Annotated in this window: 16 protein-coding genes; 7 read left to right on the top strand and 9 right to left on the bottom strand. The window is 66.5% G+C overall.

Going from position 1 to position 17,581, the window contains the following annotated elements; all coding sequences use genetic code 11:
• Positions 1-110: 110 nt before the first annotated feature.
• Positions 111-2,228, top strand: coding sequence for a prolyl oligopeptidase family serine peptidase (locus ACQKJZ_RS07565; RefSeq protein WP_427730588.1), 2,118 nt, complete (start codon positions 111-113; stop codon positions 2,226-2,228).
• 93 nt (positions 2,229-2,321) lie between these two features.
• The gene (locus tag ACQKJZ_RS07560) at positions 2,322-2,681 is read left to right on the top strand and encodes a hypothetical protein (RefSeq protein WP_427730587.1); all 360 of its coding nucleotides are present in this window, start codon (positions 2,322-2,324) and stop codon (positions 2,679-2,681) included.
• Between the two features lie 36 nt (positions 2,682-2,717).
• Here the strand turns inward: ACQKJZ_RS07560 and ACQKJZ_RS07555 are convergent, their stop codons facing one another.
• Both ACQKJZ_RS07555 and ACQKJZ_RS07550 read right to left on the bottom strand, forming a co-directional pair.
• Positions 2,718-3,302 carry a glycine zipper 2TM domain-containing protein gene (locus tag ACQKJZ_RS07555; protein WP_427730586.1) on the bottom strand — a complete coding sequence of 195 codons (585 nt, stop codon included), beginning with the start codon at positions 3,300-3,302 and terminating at the stop codon, positions 2,718-2,720.
• 98 nt (positions 3,303-3,400) lie between these two features.
• On the bottom strand, positions 3,401-5,683 hold the full coding sequence (locus ACQKJZ_RS07550) for an ATP-dependent helicase (protein WP_312487190.1): 2,283 nt from the start codon (positions 5,681-5,683) through the stop codon (positions 3,401-3,403).
• A 224-nt stretch (positions 5,684-5,907) separates the two neighbouring features.
• On the opposite strand from ACQKJZ_RS07550, the gene ACQKJZ_RS07545 reads away from it, so the two are divergent.
• The 3 genes from ACQKJZ_RS07545 to ACQKJZ_RS07535 all read left to right on the top strand — a co-directional run bounded on the left by ACQKJZ_RS07545 (position 5,908) and on the right by ACQKJZ_RS07535 (position 9,327).
• Positions 5,908-6,216, top strand: coding sequence for a UrcA family protein (locus tag ACQKJZ_RS07545; protein WP_312486961.1), 309 nt, complete (start codon positions 5,908-5,910; stop codon positions 6,214-6,216).
• Positions 6,217-6,347: 131 nt separating this feature from the next.
• A complete protein-coding gene (locus tag ACQKJZ_RS07540) occupies positions 6,348-7,988 on the top strand; it encodes an inorganic phosphate transporter (RefSeq protein WP_427730585.1) in 1,641 nt (546 codons plus the stop codon).
• Between the two features lie 64 nt (positions 7,989-8,052).
• Positions 8,053-9,327 carry an MFS transporter gene (locus ACQKJZ_RS07535; RefSeq protein WP_427730584.1) on the top strand — a complete coding sequence of 425 codons (1,275 nt, stop codon included), beginning with the start codon at positions 8,053-8,055 and terminating at the stop codon, positions 9,325-9,327.
• Here the strand turns inward: ACQKJZ_RS07535 and rsmD are convergent.
• Both rsmD and ACQKJZ_RS07525 read right to left on the bottom strand, forming a co-directional pair.
• Positions 9,318-9,854, bottom strand: a complete 537-nt coding sequence (rsmD, locus tag ACQKJZ_RS07530; RefSeq protein ID WP_427730583.1) for a 16S rRNA (guanine(966)-N(2))-methyltransferase RsmD — start codon at positions 9,852-9,854, stop codon at positions 9,318-9,320. The genes ACQKJZ_RS07535 and rsmD overlap by 10 nt on opposite strands.
• Complete coding sequence (locus ACQKJZ_RS07525; protein WP_427730582.1) at positions 9,854-11,182, bottom strand: pseudouridine synthase; 1,329 nt, start codon at positions 11,180-11,182, stop codon at positions 9,854-9,856. Before ACQKJZ_RS07525 ends, rsmD begins: the two co-directional genes overlap by 1 nt.
• Before the next feature lie 109 nt (positions 11,183-11,291).
• Here ACQKJZ_RS07525 and ACQKJZ_RS07520 point away from each other — a divergent pair, with 109 nt between their 5' ends.
• The gene (locus ACQKJZ_RS07520) at positions 11,292-11,723 is read left to right on the top strand and encodes a response regulator (RefSeq protein ID WP_427730581.1); all 432 of its coding nucleotides are present in this window, start codon (positions 11,292-11,294) and stop codon (positions 11,721-11,723) included.
• 72 nt (positions 11,724-11,795) lie between these two features.
• The gene (locus ACQKJZ_RS07515; protein WP_427730580.1) at positions 11,796-13,124 is read left to right on the top strand and encodes an AmpG family muropeptide MFS transporter; all 1,329 of its coding nucleotides are present in this window, start codon (positions 11,796-11,798) and stop codon (positions 13,122-13,124) included.
• Here the strand turns inward: ACQKJZ_RS07515 and ACQKJZ_RS07510 are convergent.
• The 5 genes from ACQKJZ_RS07510 to trpB all read right to left on the bottom strand — a co-directional run.
• Positions 13,114-13,542, bottom strand: a complete 429-nt coding sequence (locus ACQKJZ_RS07510; RefSeq protein ID WP_427730579.1) for a DUF6628 family protein — start codon at positions 13,540-13,542, stop codon at positions 13,114-13,116. The genes ACQKJZ_RS07515 and ACQKJZ_RS07510 overlap by 11 nt on opposite strands.
• Before the next feature lie 90 nt (positions 13,543-13,632).
• On the bottom strand, positions 13,633-14,952 hold the full coding sequence (locus tag ACQKJZ_RS07505) for a bifunctional folylpolyglutamate synthase/dihydrofolate synthase (RefSeq protein WP_427730578.1): 1,320 nt from the start codon (positions 14,950-14,952) through the stop codon (positions 13,633-13,635).
• Positions 14,953-15,037: 85 nt separating this feature from the next.
• Entirely contained in the window at positions 15,038-15,892 is an 855-nt protein-coding gene (accD, locus tag ACQKJZ_RS07500; protein WP_427730577.1) for an acetyl-CoA carboxylase, carboxyltransferase subunit beta, read from the bottom strand.
• Positions 15,889-16,701, bottom strand: a complete 813-nt coding sequence (gene trpA / locus ACQKJZ_RS07495) for a tryptophan synthase subunit alpha (protein WP_427730576.1) — start codon at positions 16,699-16,701, stop codon at positions 15,889-15,891. The genes accD and trpA overlap by 4 nt, the downstream gene beginning before the upstream one ends.
• On the bottom strand, positions 16,698-17,581 hold an 884-nt coding region (gene trpB / locus ACQKJZ_RS07490; protein WP_427730575.1), incomplete at its 5' end, for a tryptophan synthase subunit beta. The genes trpB and trpA, both read right to left, overlap by 4 nt.

Here is a 17,581-nt window from a genome sequence, read left to right as displayed (position 1 = left end):
ACTGGGCGCTTGCGACACACCATAACGTCAACAGGGCTGACATGGTGCATTGCCAGCGGCGCGTGATGAAGTCACATTCGCGCCATTCACGATCCAAGGAGCTTCGATACATGCGGGGATGGCGGTTGATGTTGGCGGGGTCGATGCTCGCCAGCCAGCTCATGACGGGAACGGCAATGGCCCAGGTGAATGCAGTGACGGAGAACGACCCTTATATCTGGCTGGAGGACAAGGACGGTGCCAAGGCGCTCGCCTGGGTCGAGGCGGAGAATGCCAAGACGCTGCCCCGCCTGCAGAACGACCCCCGCTACCAAACCTTCTACCAGGAGGCGCTCGCCATCGCCTCGGCCAAGGATCGCATCCCAATGCCCGGCCAGCTTTACGGGCGGATCGTCAACTTCTGGCGCGACGCCGATCATCCGCAGGGCATCTGGCGCTGGACGAGCGAGGCCGATTACGCCTCGGCCAATCCGCGCTGGACGACGCTGCTCGACCTGGACGCGTTGAGCAAGGCCGAGGGCAAGAAGTGGGTGTGGAAGGGATTGAGCTGCCTCGCCCCCGAAGACCGGCTCTGCCTGATCGCGCTGTCCGAGGGCGGCGAGGACGCGATCGAGTATCGCGAATTCGACATGGAGACGGGGGCGTTCGTCCCCAACGGCTTCCGCCTGTCGACGTCCAAGCAGGGCGCGGCCTGGCTGGACAAGGACACGCTGCTCGTCAGCCGCGACTGGGGGGAGGGTACGCTGACCAAGTCCAGCTATCCCTTCGTCGTGAAGATGGTGAAGCGTGGCCAGCCGCTGTCGCAGGCGACCGAGGTGTTCCGGGGCGCGCCGACCGATGAACTCGGCACTTATGCCAGCGTCCTGACCGACGCGAAGGGGAACCGCGCGGTCGTGATCGAACGACGCCAGACCTTCTTCGGTGGCGACAAGCTGTTCTGGACGCCGTCTGGCGGCGCCAAGCCGATCGCCATGCCGGCGCGCGCATTCCCGTCGGGCATGATTGATGGCCGGGTCGTCTTCCAGACCAGCGATGCCTGGGGCCAGCTTCCGGCCGGATCGGTCGTCTGGGCGCCGCTGTCCGAGCTGGAAGCCGGCCGGATCACGCCGCGCCCGCTGTTCACACCGACCGATCGGCAGGCGGTCGAGGGCGTATCGACGACCAAGGACCGGGTGGTCGTGACCTATATCGACAACGTCCGCGGCCGGGCGAGCGTCTTCGCACCGAGTGCGAACGGCTGGACCGCGACCGCCATACAGGTGCCGGACAATATGGCTGTCGACGTAGTCAGCACCAGCGACCGTTCGAACACCGTCTATCTCTCGACCGCCGGCTTCACGACCCCGACCGTGCTGTCGCGGTTCGACGCGGCGCGGCCGGGTACGCCGCAGGTGCTGAAGACGCTGCCCGCCCGCTTCGACTCGGCCGGCACCACCGTCCATCAATATCAGGCGACATCGACCGACGGCACGAAGATTCCCTATTTCGTCGTGCTTCCAAAGGGCGCGAAGCTGGACGGCACCACGCCGACGCTGATGACCGCCTATGGCGGGTTCGAGATCGCGCGCCTGCCGACCTATCTAGGCTCGACCGGCAAGATCTGGACCGAGCGGGGCGGGGCGTTCGTCCTCGCCAATATCCGTGGCGGCGGTGAGTTCGGACCGAAATGGCATGACGCGGGCCGCAAGACCAAGCGTCAGATCATCTATGACGACTTCGCTTCGGTCGCCAAGGACCTGTTCACCCGCAAGATCACCAATCCGCAGAAGCTGGGCATATATGGCGGATCGAACGGCGGCCTGCTGATGGGCGTCGAACTGACCCAGCATCCCGAGCTATGGAAGGCGGTGACGATCCAAGTGCCGCTGCTCGACATGGTCCGGTATCAGAAGATAGCGGCGGGTGATTCGTGGAAGGACGAATATGGCTCGGTCGATGTGCCCGAGGAGGCGGCGTTCCTGCGCAGGATTTCGCCCTATGCGAACATCCGCAAGGGCGTGGCCTATCCTGAGCCTTACATCTGGACCACGACCAAGGACGACCGCGTCGGGCCGCAGCATGCGCGCAAATTCGCCGCCCGTCTGTCGGAATATGGCATCCCGTATCTGTTCTATGAGGATATGGCGGGCGGCCATTCGGGCGATGCCGACATCGCGCAGGGCGCCCGACTGAGCGCGCAGCAAATGGTCTATTTCGCCCAGAAGCTGATGGACGCACCCAAGCGTTGAGCCGCGTCACCGGGTGCGGCGGGGCCGCATCCGGCATTTTCCATGGGGTACCGGGACATTATTGCTCTTGCTGCGTTGCGGCAGGATGGGCAAATGCAAGGCATGACCGATATGTCGACGACCGAGCGCCGACCGGCTGAGCCGGCGGCGGGCGCGCCCGCCATCATTTTCGAGGCCATCGTGAAGATGCAGGCGGTGTCCGCCATGTACAATCGCGGTGAAGTGGTACTGGCGCCCCATGTCATCTACACGCGCCATGACGAACTCTATGTCGACGCCACCACCGTCGAGCGCGACGGCAAACCGCCGCGCGAGGAGAAGATGGGGACGTTCAAGCTGGCGGGCCTGGGCGCGCTGCGCCTGACGCCGCGTCGCTTCGCCATCAGCGCGTTGTTCGAGCGCGACGCCGACAAATACCGCAACGCCGCGCTGATGATGGTCGAACCCGTCTGACGCCCGACCTGCGGGCCGTCAGACGGTCAGGTACGATCAGCGGCACCGCACCTGGTTCTGCTCGATCGAACGCCCGGCCAGCGCGCCGCCCGCCGCACCCAGCAGCGTTGCGATCGTGCTGCTGCGCCCACCGACCAGGTTGCCTAACACGCCGCCCGCCGCCCCGCCGATGATGAGACCGGTCGTCCCATCGGGGCGGCGGCAATAATAGCGGCCATCGGTCCCCGCATAGACCCGGTCCTGTGGCTGAAGCACCCGCTCCCGATATTGCGCGCCGTCGCGATAGTCGCCGGCAGGATCGTAGAAGGGCTGGTCATCGGCACGGTAACCGGCGGCCGGCACCGGGGGTGCCGCGCGATACCCACCGGGACCGGTGCCGACCGGGGGAGGGGGCGGCGCGGGGCGATAACCATCGTCATAGGCCGGGCCGCTTTCCGAGTAACTACCGCTCCGTTCCGCCTGATACCGATCCACCTCGTGCCGGTAGATCTGATATTCCCGGTCGAACCGCGCCTGCGCCGCACGGAAGCGCGCATCGTCGGCGGCGGATTGTGCGGTGGCCGGCATGGCCGTGACAGCGGCGACACCGGCAAGCGCCAAGATGTGCAGACGAAAGCCCATCGATCCCATCCCTCTCAAGACCCGACAATCGGGTAGGGCGACTCGATACGGCCGTCAGGCGATATGGTTCCTGAACGCGGCGGCGGCGATCGGTCGCCTCAACCCTTGGTGACGAAACTGTCCATTACCCGCTTGCGCCCCGCCTGCTCGAAATCGATCTCCAGCTTGTTGCCCTCGATCATCGCGATCTCACCATAGCCGAATTTCTGGTGAAACACGCGGTTCCCGACGCTCAGGTCGTCGCGCCCCTTCTGACCAAGGCCCACCGATGGCGAGCGTGACTCGACGATGCGGGCAGGCTTTGCGGACAGTCCACCCTGACCGGACGCCGCGCGCTGCCAGCCCGGTCCGCGCCCCGTGCCGCGCGCGACATTGGCGAAGGGGTCGGCATGTTCGGACCAGTTCGCGCGCCACAGACTCTCGCCACCGGTCATGCTCGTCTCGCTGTCGATATGCTCGGGGGGCAGTTCGCCGACGAAACGGCTAGGCAGGCTGGAGGTCCATTGGCCGTAGATGCGGCGATTGGCGGCGTGGAGGATGATCGCCTTGCGCCGCGCGCGCGTGATCGCGACGTAAGCGAGGCGCCGTTCCTCCTCCAAGCTGCGCGTCCCCCCCTCGTCGATCGCGCGTTGCGAGGGGAAAAGTCCCTCCTCCCATCCCGCCAGGAAGACGGTATCGAACTCCAGCCCCTTGGCGGCATGGATCGTCATGATCGTCACCTCGGGCTCGCGCTGGTCGCCATCACGGTCCATCACCAGCGAGACATGTTCCAGGAACGCGCCGAGCGACTCGTAATCCTCCATGGCACGGACGAGTTCGGACAGGTTTTCCAGCCGCCCCGCCGCCTCGGCCGACTTCTCGTTCTGATACATGGCGGTATAGCCGCTCTCGTCGAGCAACTGGCGCGCCAGTTCGGCATGCGGCAGGTCCCGCGCCATGTCGCGCCAGCGCGCAATGTCACCGATCAGATTGCCCAGGCTGCGCCGCGCCTGCGGCGTCAGCTCGTCGGTATCCAGGATACGCGCCGACGCGATGGTCAGCGGCAGGTCCTCGGCACGGGCGAGCTGATGGATCTTGGCGAGCGCCTTGTCGCCCAGGCCGCGCTTGGGGACATTGACGATCCGCTCGAACGCCAGATCGTCAGCGGGCTGGTTGACCACGCGGAGATAGGCGAGCGCATCGCGGATCTCGGCGCGTTCGTAGAAGCGGAAGCCGCCAACGATGCGATAGGGCAGGCCGATCGCGATGAAGCGATCCTCGAACTCCCGCGTCTGATGCGAGGCGCGGACGAGAATGGCGATGTCGCCATAGGAGGTGCCCGAACGCCGTGCGCCCTCTATCTCCTCGCCGACTCGCCGCGCCTCCTCCGGGCCGTCCCAGACGCCCAGAACCCGGACCTTTTCGCCGACGTCCAGCTCGGTCCACAGCGTCTTGCCCAGCCGCCCGCCATTATTGGCGATGACACCCGATGCCGCCCCCAGAATATGGGGTGTGGAGCGGTAATTCTGCTCCAATCGAATGATCTTGGCGCCGGGAAAGTCACGCTCGAACCGAAGGATATTTTCCACCTGCGCGCCGCGCCAGGAATAGATGGACTGATCGTCATCGCCGACGCAAGCGATGTTCTTGCGCGCCTGGGCCAAGAGGCGGAGCCAGAGATACTGAACGCTGTTCGTGTCCTGATACTCGTCGACCATGATGTATCGGAAGCGCTGCTGATAATGCTCCAGCACGTCGCGGTGCGTCTTGAGGATGGTCAGCATGTGGAGCAGCAGGTCGCCGAAGTCGCAGGCGTTCACGCTGCGCAACCGATCCTGATATTGACGATACAGCTCCGCGCCCTGCCCATTGGCATAGCGTTCAGCCTCGCCGGCGTCGATGTCCGCCGGGACCAGCCCCTTGTTCTTCCATTCGTCGATCAGCCCGCCAAGCGCGCGCGCGGGAAAGCGCTTCTCGTCGATATCAGCCGCGACAATCAGCTGCTTGAGCAACCGCAGCTGGTCGTCGGTATCGAGGATGGTGAAATTGGATTGCAGGCCGACCAGCTCGGCATGACGGCGCAGCATCTTGGCACCGATCGCGTGGAACGTGCCCAGCCAAGGCATCCCCTCGACCGCATCGCCCACCAGCCGGCCGACCCGCTCGCGCATCTCGCGCGCCGCCTTGTTGGTGAAGGTCACCGACAGGATCTCGGACGGCCAGGCCTTGCGGGTATAGAGCAGATGTGCCAGCCGCGCCGTCAGTGCCGCCGTCTTGCCTGTCCCCGCGCCGGCCAGCACCAGCACCGGCCCATCGGTCGTCAACACCGCCTCGCGCTGCGCGGGGTTCAACGTGCGCAGATAGGGATAATCGGCCGGATTGGCGGGCGCATCGGGGGTCATGGCGGTCATCGCGAACAGTTAGGGAACGTTTGAGCGCGGGGCAACCATTGGCTGTCGCCTCGGACGATGCGGCGGTGCCCAACACGCCGTCATGGCATTGTTACGCTGCCGTCGCGAAATTGACTTGGGACGGAGCTAGGGACGCCGGGTGCCGACGAGCGGCGGGGCGCGACAGGGCGCCCACGCGGCCGTGACGGGCATGATCCGTTGCAGGAGCATTTCCGATGACCAAGTTCATGTCCGCCGCATTCGCGGCGTCTCTTCTCGTGTCCGCCGTCTCCGTCCAGGCCGAAATGCGCGAGACGGTCCGGGTGACCGTTCGCCATCATGACCTCGATCTCCACCGCGCCGATCACCGCGCGATGCTGGGCGCGCGTATCCGCCGCGCCGCCGCCATCGCCTGTGGCCCGTTGACCCAGGATGTGCGGGGCAATGCCGATGTGTCGCGTTGCCGTGCCGAGATGCGCGCCAATGGCGCGGTGCAGATCGCGGCCCTCTCTGACGCACCGGTCGCCCTTGCCAGCGCACGCTGAAGGCGGCGTATGACTTGGGACGGCGGTGCCACCATGCTGCGGTACCGCTGTCCCATTCTGGTCCGTGATGTTGCGTCCTACCGGGCGCCCCGTCATGAAAATGTCACCCCCCGGGCGCATCAAGAATCATCATGACATCCTATGCGCTCGCCGGCGGGCAATCCGAATCCCGCGTTCGTGGACCGAAGCTCGATGCGGGTCTTCATCCGTCCGGGCGATGGATTTTCGCGGCTCTGCTCGTCGGGGGACTGGCCTATGCCGGCTATAGCGTGGCGGCCGATACGGCGAGTGTCGGAGAACCGATGGCGGTCGGCGTCTTCGTCTTTCTCGGCCTCGCGCTGCTGATCGCGCTCGGCTTCGAATTCGTAAACGGCTTCCACGACACGGCCAATGCGGTGGCGACCGTCATCTACACCCACTCGCTGCCCGCACCGGTGGCGGTCGTCTGGTCGGGCGTCTTCAATTTCCTGGGCGTCGTCACCTCGACCGGCGCGGTGGCCTATTCGATCATCACGCTGTTGCCAATCGACCTGATGCTGCATGTCGGGTCGGCGGGCGGCTTCGCGATGATCTTCGCCTTACTGCTCGCTGCCATACTCTGGAACCTGGCGACGTGGGCGGTGGGCCTGCCCAATTCGTCCAGCCATGCGCTGATCGGATCGATCCTGGGGGTCGGCCTGGCCAATCAGTGGCTGTCGACCGTTCCGGGTGCCTCGGGCGTCGACATGGCGCAGGTGCGCAAGGTGCTGTCGGCCCTGCTGTTCAGCCCTGTCGTGGGCTTTGTCGGCGCGCTGCTGCTCCTGCTCGTCATGAAGCGCTTCCTGAAGGACGAACGGCTGTATCGCGAACCCGAGGGGAACGCGCCGCCGCCGCGTGGCATCCGGGCGCTGTTGATCTTCACCTGCACGGCGGTCAGCTTCGCGCATGGCGGAAATGACGGACAGAAGGGCATGGGCCTCATCATGCTCATCCTCATCGGCTGCGCGCCGACCGCCTATGCGCTCAACCGTACCCTGCCCGAGAGCGCGATGCCGGCCTTCGTGCAGAGCGCGCAGGCCGCCTCCACGGCCTATGCCGCGCATGGTACGGGCGCGACCTTGCCCACTGGACGCGCCCGCGATGTGGTGACACAGGCCGTCCGCCAGAAGACGATCGACACGCCCCAGGTTTACGAGGGCCTGTCGGTGCTGTCGCGCGACATCGCCGAACGGATCGACAATTACGGCACATTCAGCCGGGTGCCGGCTGCGGTCGTGCCCAACCTGCGCAACGACATGTACCTCGTGCTCGATACCACGCGCATGGTGGTCAAGAGCGACGGCGCAAAGCGTCGCTTCACGGCGGCCGAGATCGACTCGCTCGGCGGCTATGCCGATGCGCTGGAGCGGGGCACGCGGTACATCCCCCTGTGGGTGAAGGTGACGGTCGCGCTGGCGCTCGGCCTGGGAACCATGGTCGGCTGGCGGCGGATCGTGGTGACGGTGGGCGAACGGATCGGCAAGACGCATCTGACCTATGGCATGGGGGCTTCGGCCGAGCTGATGGCCGCCTCGACGATCCTGCTGGCCGAGCAATTCGGTGCGCCGGTATCGACCACCCATATCCTGTCGTCGGGCGTCGCCGGTGCGTCGGTGGCCAACGGCGCGGGTCTTCAGAAACGGACCATCCGCAATATGGCGCTGGCCTGGGTTCTGACACTTCCCATCGCGATGCTCCTGTCCGGCTTCCTCTACTGGGTGCTGCTGGGGTTGACGCGCATGGCAGCGGGCTGATTTCGCCCGGCGGTCGCAAGGATAGGGGTTTACGACGGCGGCGCGGTTCTGCACCAGCATCGGCATGACCCATGCCGCCGCGCCGTCGCACCGCCACATCCTGCTCGCCAGCCTGACCGGTACGGCGGTCGAGTTCTACGACTTCTATATCTACGCGACGGCCGCCGCCTTGGTGTTCGGGCCGCTGTTCTTCCCCGCCTCCTCGGCGACGGCGCAGCTTTTGCTATCCTATGCCAGTTTCGGGCTGGCCTTCATCGCGCGGCCGGTCGGCGCGGTCGCCTTTGGTCATTTCGGCGACCGGGTCGGGCGCAAGTCGACACTGGTCGCCAGCCTGTTGCTGATGGGCGGATCGACCGTCGCGATCGCCTTTCTGCCCACCTATGCGCAGGCGGGTTGGATCGCACCTTTGCTGCTCTGCCTCGCGCGGCTGGGGCAGGGGCTGGGCCTGGGCGGCGAATGGGGCGGCGCGGCGCTGCTGGCGGTCGAGAACGCGCCGCCGGGCCGTCGCAACACCTGGGGCATGTTTCCCCCGCTCGGCGCGCCGGTCGGGTTCATCCTGGCCAATGGCTTTTTCCTCATTCTGGGGCTGCTACTGACGGACGATCAGTTCCGCGCCTGGGGTTGGCGCCTGCCGTTCCTCGCGAGTTCGGTGCTGGTGCTGCTGGGGCTATGGGTTCGCCTTCGCCTGACCGAGACGCCCGATTTCGCCGAAGCGAAGAAAGCGGAAAGCTTGCCGCGCGTGCCGATCGCCACGCTCCTCAGCGGTCATGGCCGCGCGCTGCTGGCGGGTACGGGCGGGGTGATCGCCTGCTTCGCGATCTTCTATCTCGCGACCGCCTTCGCGCTGGGCTACGGCACCAGTACGCTCGGCTATCCGCGCGAGGCGTTTCTGGGCGTCCAACTGGTGGCGATCCTGTTCCTGGCGCTGGGCGTGGTGATATCCAGCGTGATGGCCGACCGGCGCGGGGCGCCCGCGATGCTGGCGCTGGGGTTTGCGGGATGCGTCCTGATCGGCCTGGTGATGGGGCCGATGCTGGGATCGGGATCGCTCGGCATCGTGTTCGTCTGGCTGGCGGGCGCGCTGTTCGTGATGGGTTTCGCCTATGGGCCGCTAGGTGGCTGGCTGCCGGCGCTGTTCCCCGCGGGCGTGCGCTATACGGGCGTATCGATGACGTTCAACCTGGGCGGCATCATCGGCGGCGCGCTGGCCCCGATCGCCGCCCAGGCCCTGACCGAGCGTGGCGGGTTGAACTGGGTCGGCGCCTATCTCGTCGCCGCCGGCCTGTTGAGCCTGGCCGGCCTCGCGGTCATGCGCGGGCGCGGCCCCGCTCAGTCTTGACGCAAAAGGGTCAGCCGCGCTTTCCCATGCACGCGTGAGGTGTCGACGGTGAAGCCGGCGACCGACACCTCCTCCTGCTTGGCGGTTTCGATGCTGACCCAGCTGCCAGGCCCGATCCAGCCGAGCCGCGCCAGCTTGTCGAGCGCGACGCTGCCCGCGCCGGTGCCATAGGGCGGGTCCATCAGAACCACGTCGAGCGGCTGGCGCGCCGGCCCCAGTGCCATGACCGAGGTCGCGCGCACATCAGCGGTCGCCCCCAGCTTCTCCAGATTGGCACGAAGCGCGTCGAGCGCTCCGCGATCCTGTTCGACGAACAGGCAGGATCCGGCACCCCGCGACAGCGCCTCTATGCCTAATGCGCCCGAACCGGCGAAGAAGTCGCCGACCGACAGCCCCTCGAAATCGCCGATCCGTGCCGTCAGCATCGAGAACAGCGCCTCGCGCGTTCGATCGGCCGTTGGGCGCGTGACGTCCCCCTTGGGCGCGACCAGCGGACGGCCACGCCATGTCCCCGCGATGACCCGCATCAGCGCCGCCCTCCGGGCCGACCCGGCCGATCGCCTCCCCCTGGCCGGCCACCACGACCGCCATTCGGCGGGCGACCGCTGCGCCCCGATGGCGGGCCGTCGGTGCGGACGGGACGATCGCCACGATCCCCGGTGCGGGTCGGGCGCGAACCGGTCGGCCGTTCGCTATCCCCACCGAAGGGACGGGCGCGTCCTTTGGTATCGGCGCCGAAGCGCGCGTTCCGCTCTCCGCGCTCCGCACCAGCAGGCGAGGGCCGCCGCCCAGACTCGGATTCAGGACGCTCGTGACGGGTAGTACGATGCGCGGCGTGCTGCCCCACCGACTTGGCGCGTCCTTCCGTGGGTGATGACGTGCGGCGCGTGTCGCCAAATGGCGCGCGTCCGGGACGATCGTCAGCACGCGGCGTTCGCTTGCCCAATGGGTTCGGCCTTTCACCGCGCGTCGCGCCACGCGGCCCGGCATCCGCGCGCGGACCACGTTCGCGCGGTTTTCGCTGCTGCCCATCAGCTTCGTCAGCCTGGTCAGGACGCTCGATCCTGCTACGTGTGGGCGGCGTGCGGAACCCCGCACGAGGCTTGGGCTTGATCGCGTCGGCCGGGATACCGCCGAGCAGCGTCTTGCGGAACTCGACGATGGCCGAGCCCTTCACCTCGCCGATCTCGCCGCTCGGCAGATCCTCCAGCACGAAGGGGCCGTAACGCAGACGGATCAACCGGCTGACCTGCAAGCCCAGATGCTCCAGGACGCGCCGCACCTCGCGGTTCTTACCCTCGCGCAGCGTCATCTCAATCCAGACATTGGCGCCCGTGCGCCGTTCCAGATTGGCGTCGATCTGGCCATAGCGGATACCGTCAATCTCGATGCCGTGGATCAACTCCTCCAGCTGCGCCTGGGTGACGTCGCCATAGGCGCGGGCACGATAGGTCCGCTCGACGCCGGTCGCGGGCAATTCCAGCTGCCGCTTGAAACCGCCATCGGTGGTCAGCAGCAACAGACCTTCGGTATTCAGGTCGAGCCGGCCGACCGGCATCAGGCGGGGCAGATCGGCGGGCAGCCGGTCATAGATGGTCGGGCGGCCCATGGGATCATGCTCGGTGACGAGCAGCCCATTGGGCTTGTTGAACAGGAAGAGGCGCGTCGGCTCGGGCGCGTCGACCGGCTGGCCGTCGACGGTCACCCCGTCGAGCGAACTGAGCAGCGTGGCGGGCGTGTCGAGCGTGGTGCCATTCAGCGCGATACGCCCATCGGCGATCATGCGTTCGACCTCGCGACGCGATGCGACGCCCGCTCTTGCCAACAGCTTCGCGATACGATGTTCTGATGTCATATCGGGTGCTGATACATGGGGTGTCACGCAAAGGAAAATAATTGCGTCGTTTCCCCGGGACAAAGCGTTACGCCAGCGAAGCGGGTTGAGCAGACGGACCGAGAACGGAATGAGACTCTTCGGGCGAAAGAAGCGACGGCTGGTCAGGCTCTTGGTGGTCGAAGACGAACCCTTGGTCGCGTTCGACACCGAACATGTCCTGACCGATGCCGAATTCGAGGTGGTGGCGACGGTTGACCGGGTTAGCAAGGCGGTCGCCCTGATCGAGGGTGACGAGGCGATCGACCTGGTGCTGGCCGATGTGCGGTTGGCCGATGGCAGCGGGCTGGACGTCGCTCGCGCGGCCCGCGACCGTTCCATCCCGGTCCTGTTCCTGACCGGCACCTTGCCGCCCGAAGCCGACGGACTGGCCGAAGGGGTCCTCATGAAACCCTATGGCCCGCGCGAGTTGCTCGGCGCGATCGCGGCTGTCGAGGAAAAGCAGGCCGGCAAGGCACCCAGCAGATTACCCTCCGGTTTTCGACTGTTCGCCGGCGCCTGATCGACCTCCGGCGTTGCTCCGCTGGGGGAAGCCCTTTACGGTCGCGGGCTTTACGACGGAGCGGTACGGAATATGGCGAGTGGTCGGTGGGTTGATGGCGTTCGGCCCTATATCGAGCCGGCCCCGCTCGCCTCACTGGCCCTGGGCATATCCTCGGCCTTCCCGCTGACCATGATCAACGCCACGCTGTCCAGCCGGCTGGCGGAAGCGGGGATCGAGAAGAAGAGCGTCACCGCGTTTGCGCTGGTGATCCTGGCCTATAATTTCAAATGGCTGTGGGCGTGGATCGTCGAGGGCGTGAAGATCCCGCTTCTCCACCGGATGGGGCAGCGTGTGTCCTGGCTGCTGGTGATCGCGGTCTTCGTCTGTCTGGCGGCGGCCGGGTTGGGATTGTCCGATCCACGCGTATCGCTGGCCCAGACCGCGATGGCGGCGATCGCATTGGGCGTGGCGGGGGCGACCTTCGACATCGTCATCGACGCCTATCGCATCGAGCTGCTCGAACCCCGGCAACTGGGTGTGGGTGCCGGCATGGGCCAATATGGCTGGCGGATCGGGTCGGCGCTGGTCGCCTCGCTATCGCTGGTCATCGCGACGCGCGCCGGCTGGAGCGTCGCCTATCTCGTCAGTTGCGCCTTTGCCCTGCCGGCGGTGCTGACCGCGCTCGTCATGGGCGAGCCGGCACGGCACAGCGAGATCACCGCCAAGCGCCCCAGCGAAGGCGTGATCCGTGCGATCGTGGGTCCGTTCGCCGAGTTCTTCCGGCGACAGGGCGCCGCGATCGTGCTGGCCTTCATCCTGGTCCACAAGATTGGCGATACGCTCGCCAACCTTACCTTCCGGCTGCTCTTCAATGATCTGGGCTTCAGCAAGGATGAGATCGCGCTGTATGATGTAGGCGTCGGCTTCTGGGCCTTGCTGGTCGGCGTGTTCGTCGGCGGCGTGCTCTATGCGCGACTGGGGATGAAGCGATCGGTCATCATCAGTCTGATCTTGATGGCGGTGTCGAACCTGTCCTTCGCCGGGCTGGCGGCGGCGGGCCATTCCAATCTGGGCATGGCCGGTGCCATCGGGTTCGAGAATTTCGCCAGCGGCATCGGCGGCGTGACCGTCGTCGCCTATTTCTCCGCCCTGACCGATCTCCGCTTCACCGCCGCGCAATATGCGATGATCTCGGCGGCGGCGAGCGTGGTGGGGCGTATCCTTAGCGGTACGACCGCCGGGGCGCTGGTCGAACGCTTCGGCTATGTCGACTTCTATGTGCTGACCACCGTAGTGGCGCTACCCGGCGTCATCCTGTTCTGGTGGATGGCCCGCTCGGGCCTGGTTGATCGCTCGATCGGCAGCGCGGGCATGGCCGGCGAGGGCGATGCCCGCACGGGCGAACCGGTCAAACGCTGATCGGACGCCCTTCATCGGCAAAGGCCGCGCTGACGGCGGCGGCACTGGCCAGCACGCCATCGATCCGTCGAACGCCCAACAGGTCGCTCATCAGGAAGCGCGCCTTGTCCGGCGCCATCTCGATCTGCGACAGGATCGTCATCAGCGCCGCCTCAGCCGCCGTCATCCGCCCGCAGCAGCAAGGCGCGATCGCGATCTGACCCGAGGCATGCGCCGCCAGATCGGCCATCAGCGTCCGCATGAGGATCAGGGGGCGACGAAAGTCCTGCCCGAAAACGGTGAACAGCGTATGCGCCGCGCGCGCATCGGCCAGCCCATGCGCCCCCATCCGCCGCATGGCGAACAATGCGATGCGGGCATGGGGGCAGTCCGGTATGGCGTGGGGCAGGGCGGTGGCGAGGGTTGTTGTTTCGGCCATCGGCGGGACTCCGTGATTGCCCGCTCATGCTAAACATCCGCTATTGATAGTCAATCGCAAATAATCAGTGCAAAGAACCGCCTCGCCGCGTCACTGCGGCAGTTCGTCATTCTCTTCGAGGACCTGTCCGGCCAGGTACAGGGATCCGGCAATCAGGACGTTGGTGGGATGTCGGAAATGGGACGCGATCCGATCGAGCGCGTCGGCAGGCGTCCGGGCGGCGATCGCCTTGTAGCCTAGCGCTCGCGCCTGTTCAGCCAGCTTCTCGGGATCGTGGCAGGCGTGATGCGGCACCGGCAGCGTGACGACCAGATCGACCATCGCTCCCAGACGGGTGAGAACCGGGGCCGCCTCCTTGTTCGCCAGCATCCCCAGTACCAGCGCCGAGGGTCCCTGCTTTCGCCATCCGGCCATCGACCGCGCGACGGGAATGGCCGCCGACGGATTATGCGCACCGTCCAGCCAACACGCGCTCCCGGGAGGCAGAGGTCGCGTCAGCGGGCCATCGCCCAGCGCCTGCATCCGTGCCGGCCAACGGGCCTGATGCGCGGCGGCCTGCAACGCCTCGGTCGGGACGGACAGCGCCGACTGATGCCGGATCATGGCGACGGCCAGCGCCAGATTGCGCGACTGGTGCGCGCCGGCCAGCGTGGGGCGGGGCAGGGTGACCGTCCCACGTTCGTCGCTGTAGATGATCCGGTTACCGCGCGCGTTACTATGCCAAGCCTCGTTCCGCGATAAAAGTGGGGCCCCGGCGGTGTCCGCGACGCCGGCGATCGCCCGACGCAGCGGGCGCGGATAGTCCATCGTCACCAGCGGCACATTCGACTTGGCAATGCCCGCCTTCTCGCGTGCAATGCCGGTCAGGCTGCGGCCGAGAAACGCTTCGTGATCGACGCCCAACGCGGCGATGCCGCAAATGGCGGGGGATCGCAGGACATTGGTCGCGTCCAGTCGGCCACCCAGCCCCACCTCGATGATGGTCGCCGCCGCCGGATGACGCGCGAAGGCCAGGAAGGCGGCGGCCGTCGTCACCTCGAAGAAGCTGGCGCCGATCCCCTCGGCATGGTCGAGCACTTCGCCCAGAAGCGCGGCGAGCGCCGCATCGTCGATCAGACGACCAGCAATGCGAATACGTTCGTTGAACCGCACCAGGTGTGGGCTGGAATAGACATGGACGTCATGGCCCGCCGCCTCGATCGCGGCGCGCAGGAAGGCGCAGGTCGACCCTTTGCCGTTAGTGCCGGCGACATGGAAGACGGGCGGCATATGATCCTGCGGATTACCCAGCCGGTCGAGCAGGCGGGTGATCCGTTCCAGCCCCAGCACGTCCGCCCCCGGCGACAGTGACCAGAGCCGGTCCAGTTGCGCGTGAACGGCCGGATCTTGGGAACGGGCGTGATCGGGCATGAACCGAACTTTCAGCGGCGGGATGACAAAAGGGCGGACCTTGCGGCCCGCCCCTCTAATGCGATCGGATCGGAAAAGCGACGGGTCAGGCGGCCTGTCGCGACGCCGTCAGGTAGCCGATGACGGTCGCCAGACGCTCGCGCATGTCGCGGCGATGGACGACCATGTCGAGCATGCCGTGGTTCAGATAATATTCCGACGTCTGGAAGTCGTCGGGCAGCTTTTCGCGGATCGTGCTTTCGATCACGCGGCGGCCGGTAAAGGCCAGCATCGCCTTGGGCTCGGCGATCTGGACATCGCCCAGCATCGCATAGGCCGCCATGACGCCACCCGACGTCGGATCGGTCAGCACGACGATATAGGGCAGGCCGGCGTCATGCAGCATCTGGATCGCGACGGTGGTACGCGGCATCTGCATCAGGCTGAGGATGCCTTCCTGCATACGCGCGCCGCCCGAAGCGGTGAAGATGACATAGGGGCATTTGTCGGCGATCGCCGCCTCGACCCCGCGCACGAATGCTTCACCCACGGCCAGGCCCATCGAGCCGCCCATGAACGCGAAGTCCTGCACGCCGACGACGACCTTGTTGCCCAGGATCGTGCCGCGCGCATTGATCAGCGCGTCGGCCTCCGCGGCGTTGGTCCGGGCGGCCTTCAGTCGGTCGGCATAGCGCTTGGAGTCACGGAACTTCAGCGGGTCCTCGGGCACCTTGGGGGCGGGAAGCTCGGAACAGCTGCCTTCGTCGAGCAGATGACGGAATCGCACCTTGGGCCCGATGCGGTCATGGTGATCGCATTTCGGGCAGACGTTCAGATTGTCTTCCAGCTCCTTGGTGAAGACCATCTGACCGCACCCCTTGCACTTGTGCCAGAGATTGTCGGGCGTGTCCTTCTTGACGACGAAGGGAATGACGTTGCGGACGCTGTTGAGCCAGCTCATGCGAGTTCCTTGCGGGCGTCGGCCAGGGCCGACGACAAAGTTTCAATATAGGCGCGCACCGGCGCCGGGGCATCCGCCCCATGTTGGCCGACCAGATCGACGATGGCCGAACCCACCACGACGCCGTCCGCCACCCGGCCGATGGCGGCCGCCTGTTCGGGCGTACGCACGCCGAACCCGACCGCGACGGGCAGGGCGGTCGCGGCCTTCAGACGGGTGACCGCCTCCTCGATCGAGGATTGCGCGGCCTGCTGCTGGCCGGTGATGCCGGCGACCGAGACATAATAGAGGAATCCGTCGGCGCCCGTCAAAATCGCCGGCAGGCGCGCGGCATCGCTGGTCGGGGTCGCCAGCCGGATCGAGGCGACGCCCCGCGCGCGCAACGCGCTGCCCAATGCATCATCCTCCTCGGCCGGAACGTCGACGCAGATGACGCCGTCCACTCCCGCCTCGGCGGCAGCGGCCGCGAACCAGTCGCCCCCGCGAACCGTCATCGGATTGGCATAGCCCATCAGCACCAACGGAACATTGGGGTGGCGCGTGCGAAACGCGGCGGCGATGGCCAGCACGTCGGCGGTACGCGTGCCGGCCCCCAGGCTGCGGATATTGGCCTTCTGGATCGCGGGACCGTCGGCCATCGGGTCGGTGAAGGGCATGCCCAGCTCGATCACATCCGCCCCGCCCTTGACCAGGGCGTCGAGGATCGCGGCGGTATCGCCCGGCGTCGGATCGCCCGCCGTGACGAAGGTCACCAGCGCCGCGCGGCCGGCATCGGCGCACCGCGCGAAGGTATCGGCGATACGGCTCACATCTTCACTCCCATGGCGTCGGCGACGGTGAAGATGTCCTTGTCCCCTCGGCCGGAGATGTTGACGAGCGCGATCTGATCGCGGTCCATCCTCGGCGCGCGACGGATCAGACCGGCCAGCGCATGGGCGCTCTCCAGCGCGGGAATGATCCCCTCGATCTTGCAGCACAGCTGAAACGCCTCGAGCGCCTCGGCGTCGGTGATGCCCTCATAGACGACGCGGCCGGTATCGTTCAGCCAGCTATGTTCGGGCCCGATGCCCGGATAGTCGAGTCCCGCCGAGATCGAGTGCGCCTCGGTGATCTGGCCGTCCTCGTCCTGCAACAGATAGGTCTTGTTGCCGTGAAGGATACCGGGCTTGCCGCCGGTCAGGCTGGCGGCGTGCTGGGCGGTGGACAGCCCATGGCCCGCCGCTTCGATGCCCAGCATCTGGACATCGGGATCGTCGAGGAAGGGGTGGAACATGCCGATCGCGTTCGACCCACCACCAACCGCCGCGACGAGCAGGTCAGGCAGACGCCCTTCGGCCTCCAGCAGTTGCGCGCGCGACTCGGTGCCGATCACCGACTGGAAATCGCGGACCATCTCTGGATAGGGATGGGGACCGGCGGCGGTGCCGATGATGTAGAAGGTGTCGTGCACGTTCGCGACCCAGTCGCGCAGCGCCTCGTTCATCGCATCCTTCAGTGTCTGCGCGCCAGAGGTGACGGAATGCACCTCGGCGCCGAGCAGCTTCATGCGGAAGACATTGGGTGCCTGACGCTCGATATCGCGCGCGCCCATGAAGATGGTGCAGGGCAGGCCGAAGCGCGCCGCGACGGTCGCGGGCGGGGCGCCGCGCTGGTCCGCGCCCGTTTTCGCGATTGTCCTTGTCTTTTCCT

Origin of the sequence: Sphingomonas sp. NPDC019816 (assembly GCF_050274375.1) — a bacterium.
In the GTDB taxonomy this organism is placed as follows: domain Bacteria; phylum Pseudomonadota; class Alphaproteobacteria; order Sphingomonadales; family Sphingomonadaceae; genus Sphingomonas.
The sequence above is the reverse complement of the archived record's forward strand: the minus strand, read 5'-3'. Positions and strand labels throughout refer to the sequence as shown.

Excerpts from the sequence above, each read along its gene's own strand:
- ACQKJZ_RS07565 (WP_427730588.1), top strand. The coding sequence starts at position 111 with ATGCGGGGATGGCGGTTGATGTTGGCGGGGTCGATGCTCGCCAGCCAG.
- ACQKJZ_RS07560 (WP_427730587.1), top strand. The coding sequence starts at position 2,322 with ATGCAAGGCATGACCGATATGTCGACGACCGAGCGCCGACCGGCTGAG.
- ACQKJZ_RS07555 (WP_427730586.1), bottom strand. The coding sequence starts at position 3,302 with ATGGGCTTTCGTCTGCACATCTTGGCGCTTGCCGGTGTCGCCGCTGTC.
- ACQKJZ_RS07550 (WP_312487190.1), bottom strand. The coding sequence starts at position 5,683 with ATGACCCCCGATGCGCCCGCCAATCCGGCCGATTATCCCTATCTGCGC.
- ACQKJZ_RS07545 (WP_312486961.1), top strand. The coding sequence starts at position 5,908 with ATGACCAAGTTCATGTCCGCCGCATTCGCGGCGTCTCTTCTCGTGTCC.
- ACQKJZ_RS07540 (WP_427730585.1), top strand. The coding sequence starts at position 6,348 with ATGACATCCTATGCGCTCGCCGGCGGGCAATCCGAATCCCGCGTTCGT.
- ACQKJZ_RS07535 (WP_427730584.1), top strand. The coding sequence starts at position 8,053 with ATGACCCATGCCGCCGCGCCGTCGCACCGCCACATCCTGCTCGCCAGC.
- rsmD (WP_427730583.1), bottom strand. The coding sequence starts at position 9,854 with ATGCGGGTCATCGCGGGGACATGGCGTGGCCGTCCGCTGGTCGCGCCC.
- ACQKJZ_RS07525 (WP_427730582.1), bottom strand. The coding sequence starts at position 11,182 with ATGACATCAGAACATCGTATCGCGAAGCTGTTGGCAAGAGCGGGCGTC.
- ACQKJZ_RS07520 (WP_427730581.1), top strand. The coding sequence starts at position 11,292 with ATGAGACTCTTCGGGCGAAAGAAGCGACGGCTGGTCAGGCTCTTGGTG.
- ACQKJZ_RS07515 (WP_427730580.1), top strand. The coding sequence starts at position 11,796 with ATGGCGAGTGGTCGGTGGGTTGATGGCGTTCGGCCCTATATCGAGCCG.
- ACQKJZ_RS07510 (WP_427730579.1), bottom strand. The coding sequence starts at position 13,542 with ATGGCCGAAACAACAACCCTCGCCACCGCCCTGCCCCACGCCATACCG.
- ACQKJZ_RS07505 (WP_427730578.1), bottom strand. The coding sequence starts at position 14,952 with ATGCCCGATCACGCCCGTTCCCAAGATCCGGCCGTTCACGCGCAACTG.
- accD (WP_427730577.1), bottom strand. The coding sequence starts at position 15,892 with ATGAGCTGGCTCAACAGCGTCCGCAACGTCATTCCCTTCGTCGTCAAG.